Source organism: Planococcus antarcticus DSM 14505 (assembly GCF_001687565.2).
Lineage (GTDB): Bacteria > Bacillota > Bacilli > Bacillales_A > Planococcaceae > Planococcus > Planococcus antarcticus.
The window spans coordinates 1,391,313-1,406,647 of sequence record NZ_CP016534.2 but is presented as its reverse complement, the minus strand read 5'-3'; the positions used below and the strand labels follow the sequence as shown (position 1 = coordinate 1,406,647).

General features: G+C 43.2%; 19 protein-coding genes and 1 riboswitch. Of the genes, 5 read left to right on the top strand and 14 right to left on the bottom strand.

Annotated elements, in window-relative coordinates; genetic code table 11:
- Nucleotides 1–144: 144 nt before the first annotated feature.
- Nucleotides 145–825 carry a metal-dependent hydrolase gene (locus BBH88_RS07065; RefSeq protein WP_006830021.1) on the bottom strand — a complete coding sequence of 227 codons (681 nt, stop codon included), beginning with the start codon at nucleotides 823–825 and terminating at the stop codon, nucleotides 145–147.
- Nucleotides 826–925: 100 nt separating this feature from the next.
- Here BBH88_RS07065 and BBH88_RS07060 point away from each other — a divergent pair, with 100 nt between their 5' ends.
- Nucleotides 926–2,023, top strand: coding sequence for a M24 family metallopeptidase (locus tag BBH88_RS07060; RefSeq protein WP_006830020.1), 1,098 nt, complete (start codon nucleotides 926–928; stop codon nucleotides 2,021–2,023).
- A 156-nt stretch (nucleotides 2,024–2,179) separates the two neighbouring features.
- On the opposite strand, the gene ald is transcribed toward BBH88_RS07060, so the two are convergent.
- Nucleotides 2,180–3,304, bottom strand: a complete 1,125-nt coding sequence (gene ald / locus BBH88_RS07055) for an alanine dehydrogenase (protein ID WP_006830019.1) — start codon at nucleotides 3,302–3,304, stop codon at nucleotides 2,180–2,182.
- Between the two features lie 250 nt (nucleotides 3,305–3,554).
- Here ald and BBH88_RS07050 point away from each other — a divergent pair, with 250 nt between their 5' ends.
- Nucleotides 3,555–4,061, top strand: coding sequence for a universal stress protein (locus tag BBH88_RS07050; RefSeq protein ID WP_006830018.1), 507 nt, complete (start codon nucleotides 3,555–3,557; stop codon nucleotides 4,059–4,061).
- 50 nt (nucleotides 4,062–4,111) lie between these two features.
- On the opposite strand, the gene BBH88_RS07045 is transcribed toward BBH88_RS07050, so the two are convergent.
- On the bottom strand, nucleotides 4,112–5,050 hold the full coding sequence (locus BBH88_RS07045; RefSeq protein ID WP_006830017.1) for an NADP-dependent oxidoreductase: 939 nt from the start codon (nucleotides 5,048–5,050) through the stop codon (nucleotides 4,112–4,114).
- Between the two features lie 119 nt (nucleotides 5,051–5,169).
- Nucleotides 5,170–5,213: riboswitch (PreQ1 riboswitch) on the top strand.
- Between the two features lie 6 nt (nucleotides 5,214–5,219).
- Between BBH88_RS07045 and queC the strand changes: the two genes are divergently transcribed.
- From queC to queE, 3 genes are read left to right on the top strand one after another with little or no spacing between them, the layout of a single operon-like run.
- A complete protein-coding gene (queC, locus tag BBH88_RS07040; RefSeq protein WP_006830016.1) occupies nucleotides 5,220–5,885 on the top strand; it encodes a 7-cyano-7-deazaguanine synthase QueC in 666 nt (221 codons plus the stop codon).
- Nucleotides 5,882–6,307, top strand: coding sequence for a 6-carboxytetrahydropterin synthase QueD (gene queD / locus BBH88_RS07035; RefSeq protein WP_006830015.1), 426 nt, complete (start codon nucleotides 5,882–5,884; stop codon nucleotides 6,305–6,307). Before queC ends, queD begins: the two co-directional genes overlap by 4 nt.
- Complete coding sequence (queE, locus tag BBH88_RS07030) at nucleotides 6,304–7,011, top strand: 7-carboxy-7-deazaguanine synthase QueE (protein ID WP_006830014.1); 708 nt, start codon at nucleotides 6,304–6,306, stop codon at nucleotides 7,009–7,011. The genes queD and queE overlap by 4 nt, the downstream gene beginning before the upstream one ends.
- Nucleotides 7,012–7,247: 236 nt before the next feature.
- Here the strand turns inward: queE and BBH88_RS07025 are convergent, their stop codons facing one another.
- From BBH88_RS07025 to rarD, 11 genes are all read right to left on the bottom strand, one after another.
- Entirely contained in the window at nucleotides 7,248–7,589 is a 342-nt protein-coding gene (locus BBH88_RS07025; protein WP_006830013.1) for a zinc ribbon domain-containing protein YjdM, read from the bottom strand.
- Between the two features lie 91 nt (nucleotides 7,590–7,680).
- A complete protein-coding gene (locus tag BBH88_RS07020; RefSeq protein WP_065537057.1) occupies nucleotides 7,681–8,100 on the bottom strand; it encodes a universal stress protein in 420 nt (139 codons plus the stop codon).
- A 167-nt stretch (nucleotides 8,101–8,267) separates the two neighbouring features.
- On the bottom strand, nucleotides 8,268–9,644 hold the full coding sequence (nhaC, locus tag BBH88_RS07015; RefSeq protein ID WP_006830011.1) for a Na+/H+ antiporter NhaC: 1,377 nt from the start codon (nucleotides 9,642–9,644) through the stop codon (nucleotides 8,268–8,270).
- On the bottom strand, nucleotides 9,605–10,021 hold the full coding sequence (locus BBH88_RS19165) for a hypothetical protein (protein ID WP_065537058.1): 417 nt from the start codon (nucleotides 10,019–10,021) through the stop codon (nucleotides 9,605–9,607). Before BBH88_RS19165 ends, nhaC begins: the two co-directional genes overlap by 40 nt.
- Nucleotides 10,022–10,106: 85 nt before the next feature.
- Entirely contained in the window at nucleotides 10,107–10,511 is a 405-nt protein-coding gene (locus BBH88_RS07010; protein WP_006830009.1) for an RDD family protein, read from the bottom strand.
- Nucleotides 10,512–10,738: 227 nt separating this feature from the next.
- Nucleotides 10,739–10,924, bottom strand: coding sequence for a hypothetical protein (locus BBH88_RS07005; RefSeq protein WP_006830008.1), 186 nt, complete (start codon nucleotides 10,922–10,924; stop codon nucleotides 10,739–10,741).
- 76 nt (nucleotides 10,925–11,000) lie between these two features.
- A complete protein-coding gene (locus BBH88_RS07000; RefSeq protein ID WP_006830007.1) occupies nucleotides 11,001–11,924 on the bottom strand; it encodes a class I SAM-dependent methyltransferase in 924 nt (307 codons plus the stop codon).
- 52 nt (nucleotides 11,925–11,976) lie between these two features.
- Complete coding sequence (gene tpx, locus BBH88_RS06995) at nucleotides 11,977–12,483, bottom strand: thiol peroxidase (protein WP_006830006.1); 507 nt, start codon at nucleotides 12,481–12,483, stop codon at nucleotides 11,977–11,979.
- A gap of 35 nt (nucleotides 12,484–12,518) precedes the next feature.
- Nucleotides 12,519–13,097: an RDD family protein gene (locus tag BBH88_RS06990; protein WP_065537059.1), complete on the bottom strand. Its 579-nt coding sequence runs from the start codon at nucleotides 13,095–13,097 to the stop codon at nucleotides 12,519–12,521.
- Between the two features lie 12 nt (nucleotides 13,098–13,109).
- Nucleotides 13,110–14,123, bottom strand: a complete 1,014-nt coding sequence (gene sppA / locus BBH88_RS06985) for a signal peptide peptidase SppA (RefSeq protein ID WP_006830004.1) — start codon at nucleotides 14,121–14,123, stop codon at nucleotides 13,110–13,112.
- Between the two features lie 76 nt (nucleotides 14,124–14,199).
- On the bottom strand, nucleotides 14,200–15,117 hold the full coding sequence (gene rarD, locus BBH88_RS06980; protein WP_006830003.1) for an EamA family transporter RarD: 918 nt from the start codon (nucleotides 15,115–15,117) through the stop codon (nucleotides 14,200–14,202).
- Nucleotides 15,118–15,335: the final 218 nt, after the last annotated feature.

Sequence of the window (15,335 nt, the reverse complement as noted above, 5' to 3'; positions counted from 1 at the left end):
GGCTTATGTCCCGAGGAGCAGCCCATCGGAACTAGACAAATGAAAAGTGGAGACGGGCGTTCTGGTCCGACAGGCATAAGACGCCCCGGCTAATGAACATACAAAAACCCCGAAGAGCCTCTACTCTCCGGGTTTTTATGTATTCTATAATTCGAGGCTTTCGCCTGGCTTCAAAATGTTCACTTCTGCGCCTTTTATTAGTGACTTGAAATACTCAGGATCTTGTTTAATTGGTGGGAACGTATTGTAATGGATGGGTACAACCACGCTCGGTTTCAATAACTCAACCGCGTAAGCTGCATCTTCAGGTCCCATTGTGAAAAAGTCGCCAATGGGTACAAATGCCACATCGATATCGTTGCGCTTACCTAGAATCTGCATGTCTCCAAAAACTTCTGTATCGCCGGCATGATAAATTGTTTTGCCTTCTGCTTTGAAAATAATTCCAGCTGGCATTCCACCGTATACTACTTCGCCTTCTTCTGTCGTAAAGGAAGAACTATGGAAAGCTTTTGTAAACTTCACCACGCCAAAATCGAACTCGTGTGTGCCGCCCAAACCCATGCCTACCGCATTCACACCTAGACTGTCTAAATAATTAGCTAGTTCAAATACTGCTATAACTTGTGCATTATTTTTTTTCGCCAGCTCAACAGTATCGCCAACATGATCGTTATGGGCATGCGTTAATAAAATCACAGTTGGTTTTTCATTTTCAACTATTAAATCCGTCAATTCATTTCCGTTAATAAATGGATCGATTAAAATAGTATGTTCACCCGTTTTGATTTTTACGATAGAATGGCCGTGATATGAGATGTGCATAAAATCCCTCCAATTGAGTTTTGAAAATAGTGAATTCAATTCATATAGCTGTTTTATACCCTGATTTTTGATATGCTACACATGTGAAGGAGGAATACATATGACAAAAATTAAGCAATTACAGAATTATCTTAAGGAACACTCAATCGACGCGGCGTTTATTACTGATCCCTATAACGTCTTTTACGTCAGCGGCTTCCAAAGCAATCCGCATGAGCGCTTATTAGGCGTTATGGTATTCGCTGAGGCTGAACCGTTTCTGATCTGTCCAAAAATGGAAATGCCGGATGCGAAAAATGCTGGGTGGACAGGTGAAGTTGTCGGCCACGAAGACACGCAAAATTCCATGGAGATCTTACACAATACAGCGCAGTCGCGTGGTATCAACTTGAAAACCGTAGCAATCGAAAAAGCGCATATGACCGTGGATCGCTATGACGCAATCCTCTCTTTGTTCAGCTCGCCTACAATTGTCCAATTGGACGACCAGCTGAATGCCATGCGTGTTATCAAAGACGCTGCGGAACTAGAGATTTTACGTGAAGCAGCGGCATTGGCTGATTACGCCATTGAAGTTGCGGCCAAGACCATCAAAGAAGGCATCACAGAAATTGAAGTAATGACAGAAATCGAATTAGCATTAAAAAAACGAGGCGTCACACATATGTCGTTCGACACTACTGTATTAGCAGGAGACAAAGCTGCTTCGCCTCACGGTAAAACCGGTGACCGGAAATTACAAAATGGCGATTTGGTGTTATTTGATCTTGGCGTTATTCATAAAGGTTATTGTTCGGACATCACCCGCACATTGGCGCTCGGTGAACCTAGCGATGAACAAAAAGCAGTATACGATATTGTCCTGCGCGCTGAAACGGCAGCGCTAGAAGCCGTCAAGCCTGGAGTCACGGCCGCTGAACTTGATCAGATTTCACGCAAAGTTATTGCAGATGCGGGATATGGTGAGTATTTCACACACCGACTCGGCCATGGACTCGGCATTGACGTCCATGAATTCCCCTCTATTCATGGAGAAAATCCGATGAAGATGGAAAAAGGAATGGTCTTTACACTGGAGCCTGGTATTTATGTTCCTGGCAAAGTCGGTGTTCGCATCGAGGATGATGTGGCGGTAACGGCAGACGGCTATGAAGTATTGACAAAGTACCCGAAAGAACTTCAAATCATTATTAATTAAGCGCAAAAACGGCATCGGAATTTCTCCGATGCCGTTTTTATATAAGTTGACCCAACATTCTACGAAGGAGGCCGTTCTGCAATGGTGATTCCGCAAATCAGCCTTACATCTCGATAATCAATAGCCGAAAGGTCTTTGAAGAAACAGTTTCCTGGCTCAATTCATCCGTTTTAAGATCTCATCAACTGATTTGTATTCCAGTCCCTGTTCCACAGCGACAGCTTGATAGGTGACATAACCATCCAGCGTATTGACACCTTTCTTCAACACTTCATTGTCACGAACTGCCTGGGCAAATCCTTTACTAGCAATTTGTACCGCATAAGGCACTGTAACGTTGGTCAATCCGATAGTCGATGTCCGCGGAACAGCACCGGGCATATTCGCTACTGCGTAATGGACAACACCATGCTTCACATATGTGGGCTCGTCGTGCGTTGTGATGCGATCGCTGGTCTCAAAAATCCCACCTTGATCGATAGCGATATCTACTACCACAGAGCCGGGTTTCATCGATTTGATCATGTCTTCTGTCACCAGTTTAGGTGCTTTAGCTCCAGGAATTAACACTGCCCCAATGACCAAATCTGCTTTTTTCACGCACTCGGCAATATTCAGTGGATTGGACATAAGCGTTTGGACATCCTGTCCGAACTGGTCATCTAATTGGCGTAGACGATCCGGATTCAAATCTAAAATTGTGACATTGGCTCCCATCCCGACCGCAACTTTTGCAGCATTAGTTCCCGCAACTCCTGCTCCGATAATGCAGACTTTTCCACGTTCGACCCCCGGAATACCGCCAAGCAGAACACCCGCGCCCCCGTGAATCTTTTCAAGAAACTGTGCCCCAATCTGCGTTGACATCCGGCCTGCCACTTCGCTCATGGGCGTCAGTAGCGGCAAAGAATTGTTTGGCAATTGCACCGTCTCGTAGGCAATACCCGTCACCTTCGCCCCTAACAGTGCCTGCGTCAATTCTTTTTCGGGAGCCAAATGTAAATAAGTAAACAAGATCAGTCCATCACGGAAATAATGATATTCCTCCTGCTCAGGTTCTTTGACCTTCATAACCATTTCCTGTGCCCATGCCTCTTCTGCAGCAGCAACGATTCCTGCTCCAGCAGCCCGGTAATCCTCGTCCGTAAATCCGGAACCAAGCCCAGCCCCCGATTGAATAACTACCTCATGACCATAAAGCGTTAAATTGACCACCCCCGCTGGAGTCATCGCTACCCGGTTTTCATTATTTTTTACTTCTGTCGGTACGCCAATTCGCATCTAGAAACCCTCCATTCCATATTGGTTAAAATCTCTAAAATAAAATGAATATTCTGTAATCAACTTAATTTTAACAGAACTTAGTTATATTCACTCTTATTGTATACTTTTCGTCTTTTTTTACTTGATTTAGCAGGACGATAGTCGTCATTAATTAGACAAGAAATTCTCGGAATTAACTGCAATTTTGCAGGAACTCCAGCACTTATAGCGAATAGTTACTTAGTGAGAGATAAAGGAGGAATGTAGGATGACATTAAAATACAGTCAAATTCTTGTAGCAGTAGACGGTTCCAAAGAAGCAGAGTGGGCATTTAAAAAGTCAGTTGGTATTGCCAAAAGAAACAACGCCACATTAAATTTGGTGAATGTGATCGATACCCGTTCATTCGCAGCAATTGAGGCTTACGACCGTTCGATTGCTGATCGTGCTCAAAAGTTCGCTGAGGACTTGCTGGATGAATACAAAAAAGAAGCCTTAGCTAGCGGTGTTGAAAAAGTCAATATTGTAGTCGATTATGGGTCTCCCAAAACAATGATTTCAAGGGATTTAGCTCAAAAAGTGGAAGCTGACCTAATCATCTGTGGAGCTACAGGATTAAATGCTGTTGAACGTTTCTTAATAGGTAGTGTTTCTGAACACATTGTCCGTTCTGCTAAATGCGATGTGTTGGTCGTACGTACAGAAGAATCTCAAGACGATGCGCCGACAGAATATTATTCAGAAGATAAATCAGGTAAGCCTGAAAACTTTTAAATCGAAATAAAAAAGCCTTTCACAATAGTGAAAGGTTTTTTTATGTTTTATTAAGATTTTATTTTGATGATGATTTTTCCACGGGCATGATGGGTTTCACTCAACTCATGTGCGTCCTTCAATCCCTGCTCGGTAAATTCAAAAACATGGCCGATTGTAGGTTTTACTTCCCCGGATACGAATAGATTGGCCAGCTTCTGCAATTGCTCGCCGTTCGGATCCAACCAAAAACTGCTAGCTTTCACTTCGTGCTTCTCGGCTTTCTCAGCAGAAGGCTCGCCGGCAATTGAAATCAGTTTCCCGCCTTTTTTCAGGACTTTGAAGCTCTTGTCCAAAATTTCTCCACCCATAGTGTCTAGTACGGCATCGAAATTCTCCAGCAATTCGCTGAAATCCTCTTCTTGGTAGTTTATCACCCGGTTCGCTCCCAAGGATTTAACCATTTCATCATTTTTATCACTAGCCGTCGTCGCTACATAGGCTCCGATACTGTTGGCGATTTGAATAGCCATGCTACCGACTCCCCCTGCTCCCGCGTGAATCAACACCTTATCCCCTTTTTTTACTTCCGCAAAGCCGACAAGGCATTGATAGGCAGTCAGTCCAGCCAACGGAATTGCCGCACCTTCTTCAAAAGTCATGCTTTCCGGCATATGGGCAAGCAGGTTCTCTTCCACTGGAACAAATTCCGCATATGTTCCCTGGCGTGTGGTAGCGGGTCTTGCGAATACCCGGTCTCCCACTTTGAAATGCTTGATGTTTGTGCCGACTTCAGCAATTACACCTGCTGCATCCCATCCTAAAATAATCGGAAATTCCCACGGCAGCATGTCCTTCAGATATCCTTCACGCAATTTCCAGTCAATTGGATTTATCGAAGTGGCATGGATTTCAACCAACACTTGGTTTTCACTAATCTCTGGTTTTTCCACTTGTCTTTCTTTTAATTGTTCTTTGCCGCCGTAGTTATCGATGACTATCGCTTTCATATTGCATCTCCCCTTTCGTTATTATCAATAATACCCTATTTCAGAAATAGTATACATTAATCAAGCCTATGCTCACGTCCTTCTTTTGCTCTGCAATATGTTATTATTAATCCTGTTCGCTTAAAGAGGTTCGCAAACTCCCTCTCTAAAAAACTAAGGAGTGTTTCAGATGAAGAATGAAAAAGCAGTCGTCGTTTTCAGTGGCGGACAGGACAGCACCACTTGCCTGTTTTGGGCAATCATGAACTTTAAGGAAGTTGCAACTGTGACTTTTGATTATGGTCAGCGCCATTCGGCTGAAATCGAATGTGCCCGAAAAATTGCCGAAGAACTTGGCGTTTCGTTCAAGGTATTGGATATGAGCTTAATCAACCAATTGTCTGCAAATGCCTTGACGCGGGATGACATTGCAATAACAGCAGAAGAAGACGGATTGCCTTCCACTTTCGTGCCGGGCAGAAACCACCTGTTTCTATCTTTTGCAGCTGTTTACGCAGATGCGATCGGTTCGCGGCATTTAATCACCGGCGTCAGCCAAACGGATTTTAGCGGCTATCCCGATTGTCGCGATACCTTTATCCGCTCATTGAATGTCACATTGAATTTGGCGATGGACAAACAGTTTATCATCCATACCCCATTGATGTGGCTCGATAAAGCCGATGTATGGGAGTTATCCGATACTCTGGGCGCACTTGATTTCGTCCAGGAAAAAACATTAACCTGCTATAACGGCATTCCGAGCACCGGCTGTGGTGAATGCCCTGCCTGCAAATTGCGCAATGAAGGACTTGCCCGCTACAAGTCGAAAAAAATGGCGGGTGCTGTTGAATGATGCAGCAATTTTATCCGACAGCCGCTCACGACTTTCAATTCGAGCTCAATAAAGACCTTCATTTTTCCGCAGCGCATTTTATTCCAAGCGAGGATGCAGGGAAATGCCAGGTCATGCACGGCCATACGTACCACCTCAACATCACCATCGGCGGCAATGAACTTGATGCGACCGGTTTTCTAATTGATTTTAAATTATTGAAAGAATTGATTCATAAAAAATATGACCACAGCGTCTTGAACGACCATCCTGAATTTAAAAATAAATTTCCGACTACTGAACTTCTTGCCCAGCAGGTTTGGCAGTCGATTCAGCAAGTCCTCGAAATGAGAAGCAACCGGCCGCATTGCCTACAGGTCATCGTCCGTGAAACGCCGACAAGCTATGTGGTATTCCGTCCGCGCAAGGGGGAGCTGTCATGAGAATTCCTGTAATGGAAATATTCGGTCCGACCATACAAGGTGAGGGCATGGTCATGGGACAAAAAACCATGTTCGTGCGCACAGCGGGATGCGATTATTCCTGTTCCTGGTGCGATTCAAAATTCACCTGGGACGGAACAGGTACCAGCATTTCCAGGCAGCCGAAAGAGATTGTTGAAGAGCTGATTCAAACTGGCGGTGCCGCGTTTTCACACGTTACCATATCAGGCGGCAATCCTGCTCTCCATAAAGGCATCGGCGAATTGGTCGAGCTATGTCATCAGCAAGGCTGGAAAGTTGCCGTTGAAACACAAGCCTCTATCTGGCAGGAATGGCTGACGGAAATCGATGATATTACCTTGTCACCCAAACCACCCAGTTCTGGAATGAAAACGGATTATATCAAACTGGATTTATTTATCGAGAAACTGCAAAGCGCTAACGTTAGTTTAAAGGTTGTAGTTTTTGATCAGGATGACTTTACTTATGCAGAAAGGCTTCACTTGCGCTACCCAACTGTTCCGTTCTTCCTCCAGACGGGAAATGAGGACACAGCAACAACAGACGACACGCAACTGGTTGCTGATTTGTTGCAACGCTATGAACAATTAATCGATTACCATGTACAATCCCCGATCATGAACGACGCCAAGGTATTGCCGCAATTGCATACCTTGGTATGGGGCAATAAACGCGGCGTTTAAACTTGAATAAACTCACATTTCTCACCGCTTCGGCCGCTTTCGGCATAGCTCCCGCAAGAAGCTAGGCGAAGAATACCTCACTTTTTGCTCAGCTTAGTCCTTAGACGTGCCGGTGCAAAGCTAACAGTACATTGCAAGCGATTTAAATAGTTGGTCCTATGCTCAAATTTTCCAGTTAACAAACCTCAAAGACCCCACTCAAACTTTTCACTAAGTTTGAGTGGGGTCTTTTCTCATCAGGCTTTTTTAACAAATTCCGATTTCAGTTTCATTGCGCCAAAGCCATCGATTTTGCAGTCGATGTCATGGTCCCCTTCGACCAACCGGATGCTTTTCACTTTTGTTCCGATTTTCAAATTCGATGAACTGCCTTTAACTTTCAAGTCTTTGATGACAGTGACTGCGTCTCCGTCTTGAAGAGCTGTGCCATTTGCATCCTTGACGACTTTTTCCGTCTCGACATTTTCTATTTCTGCGATCAGGCTCCATTCATGCGCACATTCGGGACATACTAGCAGGTTGCCGTCTTCATATGTATATTCAGAATTGCACTCGGGACAATTCGGTAATTTATTCATTTTCTCCTCCAGCAGGTCTTCCGATAATCAAACAGCAATAAGACCAATCTTTTTATTCAGTATACCAGAACCGCATGCAGACAAGTCAGCTTTATTTCACGACCAGTACAGGACAATCCGCATGATTGACTACTTTATGGCTGACGCTGCCAAGTACCATTTCAGATATCGGATTTAATCCTCTGTTACCAATAACTACTAGATCAAATTTTCCATCATTGGCCATTTCAATAATTACCGGCGCTGGACGACCGTGCATGATTTCAACTTTATAAAAGACCTCTCCAAGTTCCAAGGCTTCCCTGATAGGTTGAATTTTTTTCTTTCGTGCCAGTTCAAACTCAATCGGACCTCCGTCATGTACTTCTTCCCCACTGTCTTCATCGAAATCGGAAACATAAACCACTGTCACTTGTGCACCTTTGATCAATGCTGCCAATTGTGCCGCTTGTCTCCCGGCCCGTTTGGAATTTTCGGAACCGTCTACCGCTAATAAAATGGAACGATACATTTTTTTACACTCCTTCGACTGTTTTTTTGAGGCTTGATGGCAGAGCTGCTCTTATCTAACAATGTTGCTCTTCTTTGTACTATTCGACTCCCAAGTAAAATTCCCTTTATAAAAAAAACAGGCGACTATTGCATCACCTGTTTCACCTTTACACGTCTTTGTTATTACTACTTGTAAGTTAAGGTTTTACCTGTAAATCCGAATAGGACTGTCAGTACTGGAGACAACAAACAAAAGAATGCAAAAGGCAAGTAGTCGAGCGTTGGCACACCTATGACACTTGTGATGAAAATTCCACAAACACTCCAAGGTACGAGCGGATTGACCACTGTCCCGGCGTCTTCCATCACACGGCTGAGGTTTTTACCCGCGAGTCCGACCTTATCGTAAGGTTCTTTAAATGCCTGTCCTGTCAGCAGGATGGACAAGTACTGTTCACCGATTAGAACGTTAATACCAATCGCTGTCAATGCAGAAGCAGCAATGACTGAAGAAACTTTATTCAATAAACTTTCCACTTTAGCTAATAAGCATTGAACAATTCCTAAAGTAAAGAGCAGTCCGCCCATGCTGAGCGCCAGCAACACCAGTGCAATGGTGAACATCATGCTTTCCATTCCTCCGCGGGACAACAGACTGTCGATTTCTTCAATGCCTGTTGAGGATACATAACCACTGAACAACACCTTAAAAATCTCTGGAACTGTAGAGATTTGATGAACAAAAGAAATGGCAATGGCTGACATCGAACTCAGCGCCAATGTCAGCAAAGCTGGCATTTTCATAAAGGTCAGGATAATGAGAACTGCAAGTGGAATGAATGTATACCAATGGATCATGCCAGTAGCTAATAGCCCTTCCTTAAAAGCTGTAATATCTTCTACACTTGCACCTGCCGCTTCTGGAGAAAGCAATGCGAGCAACATTAAGGTGATCACAAAGGCAGGAATAGTTGTCCATCCCATATTACGGATGTGTTCGAACAAATCCACACCGACAATGGTGGAAGATAAGTTCGTCGTGTCCGACAGCGGTGACATTTTATCGCCAAAAAACGCACCCGAAACAATGGCGCCCGCTGTTACTGCCAACGACAGATCCATCGCAGTCGCCATGCCAATAAAAGCAACGCCGATTGTTGCAACGGTCGTCAGCGAACTGCCGATTGATAAACCAATCAATGATGTCACAGTGAAGACGATGGCGTAGAAAAACGTCATGGAAATGAGCGTAAATCCTGTATAGATTAATGTTGGAATGGTGCCGCTGATCATCCAGCTGCTGATGAGCATACCGATGAAGAAAAATAAGAAGACAGCACTCATCCCCGCACCTGCTCCTTCAACGAGCCCTTTTTCCAGCTCCTGGTAAGATACTTTCTTAAGGAATCCATAACCGAACAGCAAAAGAACCGAAAACAGGATTGGAATATGTGGAACCGAGTCGAACTTGATGATGCTGACACTGATCACTAGAAAAATAGTGGAAGTTACAATAAAGGCCTCTAAAAACCTTGGGGTGATGACTGACTTAATGTTGTGCATAGCAAATCCTCCTTTTCTGTAAAAAAAGAGAAAACCTTCCGCCCCAATAAAGGGACGAAGGTTTTCTCCGCGTTACCACCCAATTTAATGCTTTGCCTTAGCAAAACATCCACTTCTTTACGAAACGATCGAAACTGATGACGTATTTCATCCAATTTGCTGCCTGAATTCACACCTGCCATCCAGTCTCTTGCTGCTGCACACAAATTACCTACTAAATCATCGATCGAATTATTATAAAATACATTGATAAACCATATAGGTTGAACTACTGATTTCAACTTATCGATATTCCGCAAACCAGCTGCATGACCCACATCCTGTGTGCCCAAACTGTCTATCTGGAAAGATTTTTTCGTTCGTTCATTCTCATCCAATTGAAAAATCTATTTCTATAGTTCAACTTATAGAGCTTTTATTAAAAGTATATTGAGATAGATTCTACCAGTTCTCCCTTGCAAGTCAATAGTTTTCAGGAAAAATTGATTTCACGACACAGGTTTTCGTTAAACGGTTATAAAATGACTGCTTGTTCTTTGTGAAGATGGTGATAAGAACATACAGCAAGATCAATGCGTATACCAATCCGCCAATTAAATAGTCCAAGGGCAGCCTCTCTCCGTCTTCTAAATAAATCATTCGGTAGGCCATGAAATGGGATAGTTCCCACGGCAAAAATTTCAATGCTATCCGAAAGGTTGATCGGTAAAAAGAAACTGGCCGATTGTTTTCATCCGCTACACGAATGCGCGTTTTTCGTTTACCTACGTAGATATCGCAGTGAAAATCTGCTTTTAGATTTCTACAGGAAATACTGCTTGCCTTGTCAACAGGAAAATCTTCAGAAGCTGTATAACCCAGCGCCACACGGTAAAGTCCAAAAAAATTCTCGCAATCTGCTTGAAAGGTGGTGGATCTTTAAGCATGCTTTTGATTTGTCTGCATATCGTTCATTTCCCTTCCCAATTAATCGAATATTCTAATAAAAAAACAAATTATGTTGGAGAAATTCACTCTTTTTTGCACAAAGAAAAAAGGCAAGGGATAAGTTCCCCTGCCTTTTCATCAACTACCTGAATACGAGCAATTACTCGTTACGTACCCATTTTGCGGCGGTTGTTGCTAACTTTCTTCGTTTGCTGGCTCTTCATCTTTTTAGTCGATAGTGAACCGTTGCCGCCAGATTGTTTGTCTGAAGCTTGGTTTTTCTTAGCTTCTAATTGACGTTTTACAGCTTCTTGAAGACTGACCTTTTTCGGCGCTTCATTTGACTCAGTCATTGCGCATCCCTCTTTTCATCAAAAAATAGTGCACATGGATGTTTTTATAACTTTAGTATAGCATAAATAAGCTGATTTATTGCTTGTTTTCTTTAAACCATCCTGTAACCTGTGAAAAGAATTGAGACATCGATTCCGGCTTCGACATATTCGGAACCCGCGCCAGCAAGACTTCTTTTGGTGCTTTGACGCCTTGCTGTTTTTTTTGTAGCACTAGAATTCCTTTGGCGTGAGCCGCGTTCTTGAATAGGCTTTCTGGCAATTCCATGACAGATTGAATATGAGCATATTTTTTCAGAAAGCTGTGCAATTGACTGGCTTGTGCTGATTCGAATAGGGCTTTTGGAACGATGAAAAACAAATAACCGCCTTCAGCCGTGTGCTTTAATGATTGCTCGATAAACAAATGGTGCGCATAGGACATGCCTTCATCCGCTTTCAATTCGTAGGTTGCGGCTGTTTCTTCGTCGGGGTAATAGCCCACTGGCAAATCCGAAACGACGACATCCACGGGATCGATCAATAAAGGCTGCAGGGCATCTTGCAAATAGAAGGTGATGGGCTGTTCTACCAAATTGCCAGCGTTTGAAGCCAGACGGATCAACAAGTCGTCCAGTTCTACGCCCGCTCCTGTCAAACGCCCATCCAAGTAATTCATAACCGTCAGCAGCAAGTTGCCGGTTCCGACAGCCGGATCCAAAATGACAGCCTGTTCTTTTTTCACAAACAATTCCACCAAATAGCCGACCAATAGGCCAAGCGCGTCAGGGGTCATTTGATGATGCGGCTGAATATGTTCTTTCATTCCTTTTAGAACAGCTAGTTGGAGCGCTTTTCGAATATCTTCTTTACTGGCTCCTGCTTCTGGCTTAATCAAACCATCCAGCCAATTTTCAGTAGTTGTCAGCAAGCTCTCCAAATATGCATTTTCCTGCTCTTTTTGAATTTTTGTAGTGTGGTTGTCAATAAAATAAAAAGTCTTTTCCATCGTTGAATTCATGCTTTCGCCGTCCTCAATAAGGAAACCCACTCAAAAGAGTGGGTTTCTAGTATTATTTTGTTAATTCTTTTACTGCATCCAATGCCTTTTCGTAATCAGGATGGTCAGTTCCTTCAGGAACATATTCCACGTATGCGATTTTGTCATTTTCATCTATGACGAAGATTGAACGGGCCAGAAGCCGAAGTTCCTGCATCGTCACACCATAGGCTTCTCCGAATGATAAGTCCCGATGATCCGACAAAGTAGTAAGTGCATCAACTTTGTTGATCTCTGTCCAGCGTTTTTGTGCAAATGGCAAATCGGCTGAAATGGTCAATACTGCTACGTTATCGCCTAAAGAAGCAGCTTCATCGCTAAAGCGTCTCGTCTGGTCCGAGCAAACGCCAGTATCCAGCGATGGGACCACGCTGATCAATCGAATCTTTCCAGCAGTATCTTGCAATGTTACTGGTTTTAAGTCAGTCCATAAGACCGAAAATTCCGGAGCCTGATCTCCAACTTTTACTTCTTTATTTGGTAAGGTAACAGGGTTTTTCTTGAATGTGATTTGTACCAATCAAAACGCCTCCCTTTCATCGTACCTTCATCATACTAAAAGGCTCGGGTTTCATGCAACCCAGACCTATCTGGGCGTTTCTTCTGTACCAGCTTGTTTTTTCTGAAAGATTCTTCGTGTACTACTGTCGTATCTGCAATATAATCGTGGATTCCCTGTTTTAACGGTGTAAAGCCGACAATCCAGTAGAGCGGCAAAATGGTCACTGAAATGAAGCGGCCGATCCATTCACGGAACAGCAGCGTCATCCATGACATATTATCTGACTTCAAGGACACTACTCGGATGCCCATAATCATCTTCCCAACAGTTTGAGTGAAAAATTTTGTCATTAAGATAAAATAACCATAGAAGACGACGGCTGACAAAATGGCATATGGCGCATACCAAGGCATGTCGCTCGTTTCTAGTCCGATCAGTGCAAATACCGGCTTGATCAAAATTGATATAAGCCCCGCAATAACCAGAAGATCAATTAAATAAGCCCAGAACCGCACCCAAAATCCAGCCGGTTTCCGTTCGTAAAAAAGAACTTCCTCGTAGCTCGGTGTGTCGGGACGATGTGGTGCGACTTGCACTTCTTCTGCTGTTTCATTCGTTTTGTGGTCTGTCATCATGGTCCCTCCTTATTTATCACCGTATAAATACATCATACGCGGAGAACTGTATTCAGTAAGTAATTTTGAAATCATTTGTGTTTCAATGTCATTTCCGAAGAACGAATTCACTTTCATCGATAAAAGTGAGCCCCATCCTTCTGAAGCCCCATATTGGAATACTTCTGCATTGCCTAGATCAAAATCGGTTTTTACCTGCTCAATAACATCTTCTTCAAACCCAAAATCATCCGCTAAATTCACTTCTACTGCTTGACGGCCATTCATAACACGCCCATCTGCAACAGCTTTGACTTCTGCTTCTGTCATGTCACGGCCTTCTTCAATAACATCAACAAATGACTCATATGAATCATCCAGCATCTCTTGAAGAAGTGCGCGTTCATCCTCTGTCATATCACGCGTCGGACTCATGATGTCTTTGTAAGGGCCAGACTTGATAGTGACAAAATCTACACCCAGATTTTCTGCCAGTTCGCCATAATTGACGCTCTGCATGATCACTCCGATCGAGCCGGTCAAAGTTTCTTCATTCACAAAAATCTTATCGGCTGGTGCGGCAATATAATAGCCGCCCGATGCAGCTGTCGCTCCCATCGAAACGTAAAAAGGTTTATCGGTTTCTTCCTGGATTTCAGTGATCTTGTCGTAAATTTCTGCTGACTCTACAACTCCGCCACCCGGTGAGTTCACCGTAAGTACAACGGCTTTTACGCTAGGGTCTTCTTTAACGTTTTCCAATTGTTCCATAAAGAAAGAATGGTTATAGCCCGCTGTTCCAAAAAGCGATGATGCCTCTCCAGTGTCCTGGATGACGCCGTCTACATTCAAAACTGCCACACGGTTATCAAAATCCCCATCTTCTATAACAACTTCCGAGATACTTGACTCAGTAGTTGCCATCAACTCATCAACACTTTCACCAAATCCACTTTGAAGAAAAGCGAAGGCTGAGTTGATAACCAACGAAATTCCTAATACGGCTGCAGCTACTACTAAAGCGATCCATCGTTTTGTATTCATCTGTGCAATTCCCTCCTTGGTTTCTACTCTTTACTATACGGGAAACACCGTCAAATGTTTCGTTGGAAAAGAAAATCTAAACAGAAACTTTCCGGTTAGCCTTTCGAATTCCTCGAGCCTCTATGAATTTCGAGGAAGTGAAAAGGATTAAAGCACTCCAAATCAATGAGAAAGAAATGATATCTACAGCATCAAAAGCTTCCCCATAAATGAAGACGCCAATTAACAACATCAGTGAAGGAGCGATGTATTGCAGGAATCCAATCATATACATCGGAATCAACGGTGCTCCAATGGCAAACAGCAATAACGGCAAAGCGGTAACCAATCCACTGGCAATCAACAGACCATCTGTCGTCAACCCGATATGTAAAAATGCCACTCGATCAATCGACATCAAATAGACATAATAAGCGATGGCAATCGGGAAAACGAACAAGGTTTCAATCGCTAGTCCGCGCAGAGCATCCAATCGAATGGTTTTCTTGATTAGTCCATAAAAAGCAAAACTGAAGGCCATTCCCAGTGCGAGCCACGGCAAAGAGCCAAAAGAGAAAGTTAAAATCAAAACGCCGGTTGCCGCTAAAAGAAAAGCGATTTTAATCGCAGGCGATAATTTTTCCTTCAGAAAGATCGCACCCAACAACATGGAAATTAGCGGATTGATGTAATAGCCCAGACTCGTTTCGACAATTCGGTCATGAGAAACCGCATAGACATAAAAAAACCAGTTTGCAGAAATCAGGAACGATGCCAACATCAATAAAAAGAACTTCTTCTTGGAAGACCATAGCATTTTCAAATCAAGCCATAGCTGGCGGCCTCCATTTATCAAAAGAATAAAACCGAGGGTAAACAAGAAAGACCAGATAATTCTCCCCGCCAGAATCTCATCTGCTGGAACATGATCGAGCTGCTTCCAGAAAATCGGCATGAATCCCCATAATGTATACGTTAAAATAATGACTAAAACACCTTTTTTAGACTCTGTCATCCTGCATCTCGCACCAATCTTTATTATATTTTGTATTTCGAAATAACAGTCTCATTATAGGCTGAAATTACATGTAAAGTAAATAAAGAGAAACTCCAATGAATGACGGGACAGCGCTAAAAGAAAACACAAAATAGGGCAAAAGAAAAAACAGCCGGTCATGGTTGCATCAGAGCTGTTAAATACAGCTCATAATTCCGATTCAAGCCATTTTCCGA

Coding starts and splice junctions, on each gene's coding strand:
- BBH88_RS06990 (WP_065537059.1), bottom strand. CDS start 13,097: ATGACAGACCACAAAACGAATGAAACAGCAGAAGAAGTGCAAGTCGCA.
- rarD (WP_006830003.1), bottom strand. CDS start 15,117: ATGACAGAGTCTAAAAAAGGTGTTTTAGTCATTATTTTAACGTATACA.
- BBH88_RS07045 (WP_006830017.1), bottom strand. CDS start 5,050: ATGAAAGCGATAGTCATCGATAACTACGGCGGCAAAGAACAATTAAAA.
- ald (WP_006830019.1), bottom strand. CDS start 3,304: ATGCGAATTGGCGTACCGACAGAAGTAAAAAATAATGAAAACCGGGTA.
- nhaC (WP_006830011.1), bottom strand. CDS start 9,644: ATGCACAACATTAAGTCAGTCATCACCCCAAGGTTTTTAGAGGCCTTT.
- BBH88_RS07050 (WP_006830018.1), top strand. CDS start 3,555: ATGACATTAAAATACAGTCAAATTCTTGTAGCAGTAGACGGTTCCAAA.
- BBH88_RS07060 (WP_006830020.1), top strand. CDS start 926: ATGACAAAAATTAAGCAATTACAGAATTATCTTAAGGAACACTCAATC.
- queC (WP_006830016.1), top strand. CDS start 5,220: ATGAAGAATGAAAAAGCAGTCGTCGTTTTCAGTGGCGGACAGGACAGC.
- BBH88_RS07000 (WP_006830007.1), bottom strand. CDS start 11,924: ATGAATTCAACGATGGAAAAGACTTTTTATTTTATTGACAACCACACT.
- BBH88_RS07020 (WP_065537057.1), bottom strand. CDS start 8,100: ATGTATCGTTCCATTTTATTAGCGGTAGACGGTTCCGAAAATTCCAAA.
- BBH88_RS07025 (WP_006830013.1), bottom strand. CDS start 7,589: ATGAATAAATTACCGAATTGTCCCGAGTGCAATTCTGAATATACATAT.
- sppA (WP_006830004.1), bottom strand. CDS start 14,123: ATGAATACAAAACGATGGATCGCTTTAGTAGTAGCTGCAGCCGTATTA.
- BBH88_RS07005 (WP_006830008.1), bottom strand. CDS start 10,924: ATGACTGAGTCAAATGAAGCGCCGAAAAAGGTCAGTCTTCAAGAAGCT.
- BBH88_RS07065 (WP_006830021.1), bottom strand. CDS start 825: ATGCACATCTCATATCACGGCCATTCTATCGTAAAAATCAAAACGGGT.
- queD (WP_006830015.1), top strand. CDS start 5,882: ATGATGCAGCAATTTTATCCGACAGCCGCTCACGACTTTCAATTCGAG.
- queE (WP_006830014.1), top strand. CDS start 6,304: ATGAGAATTCCTGTAATGGAAATATTCGGTCCGACCATACAAGGTGAG.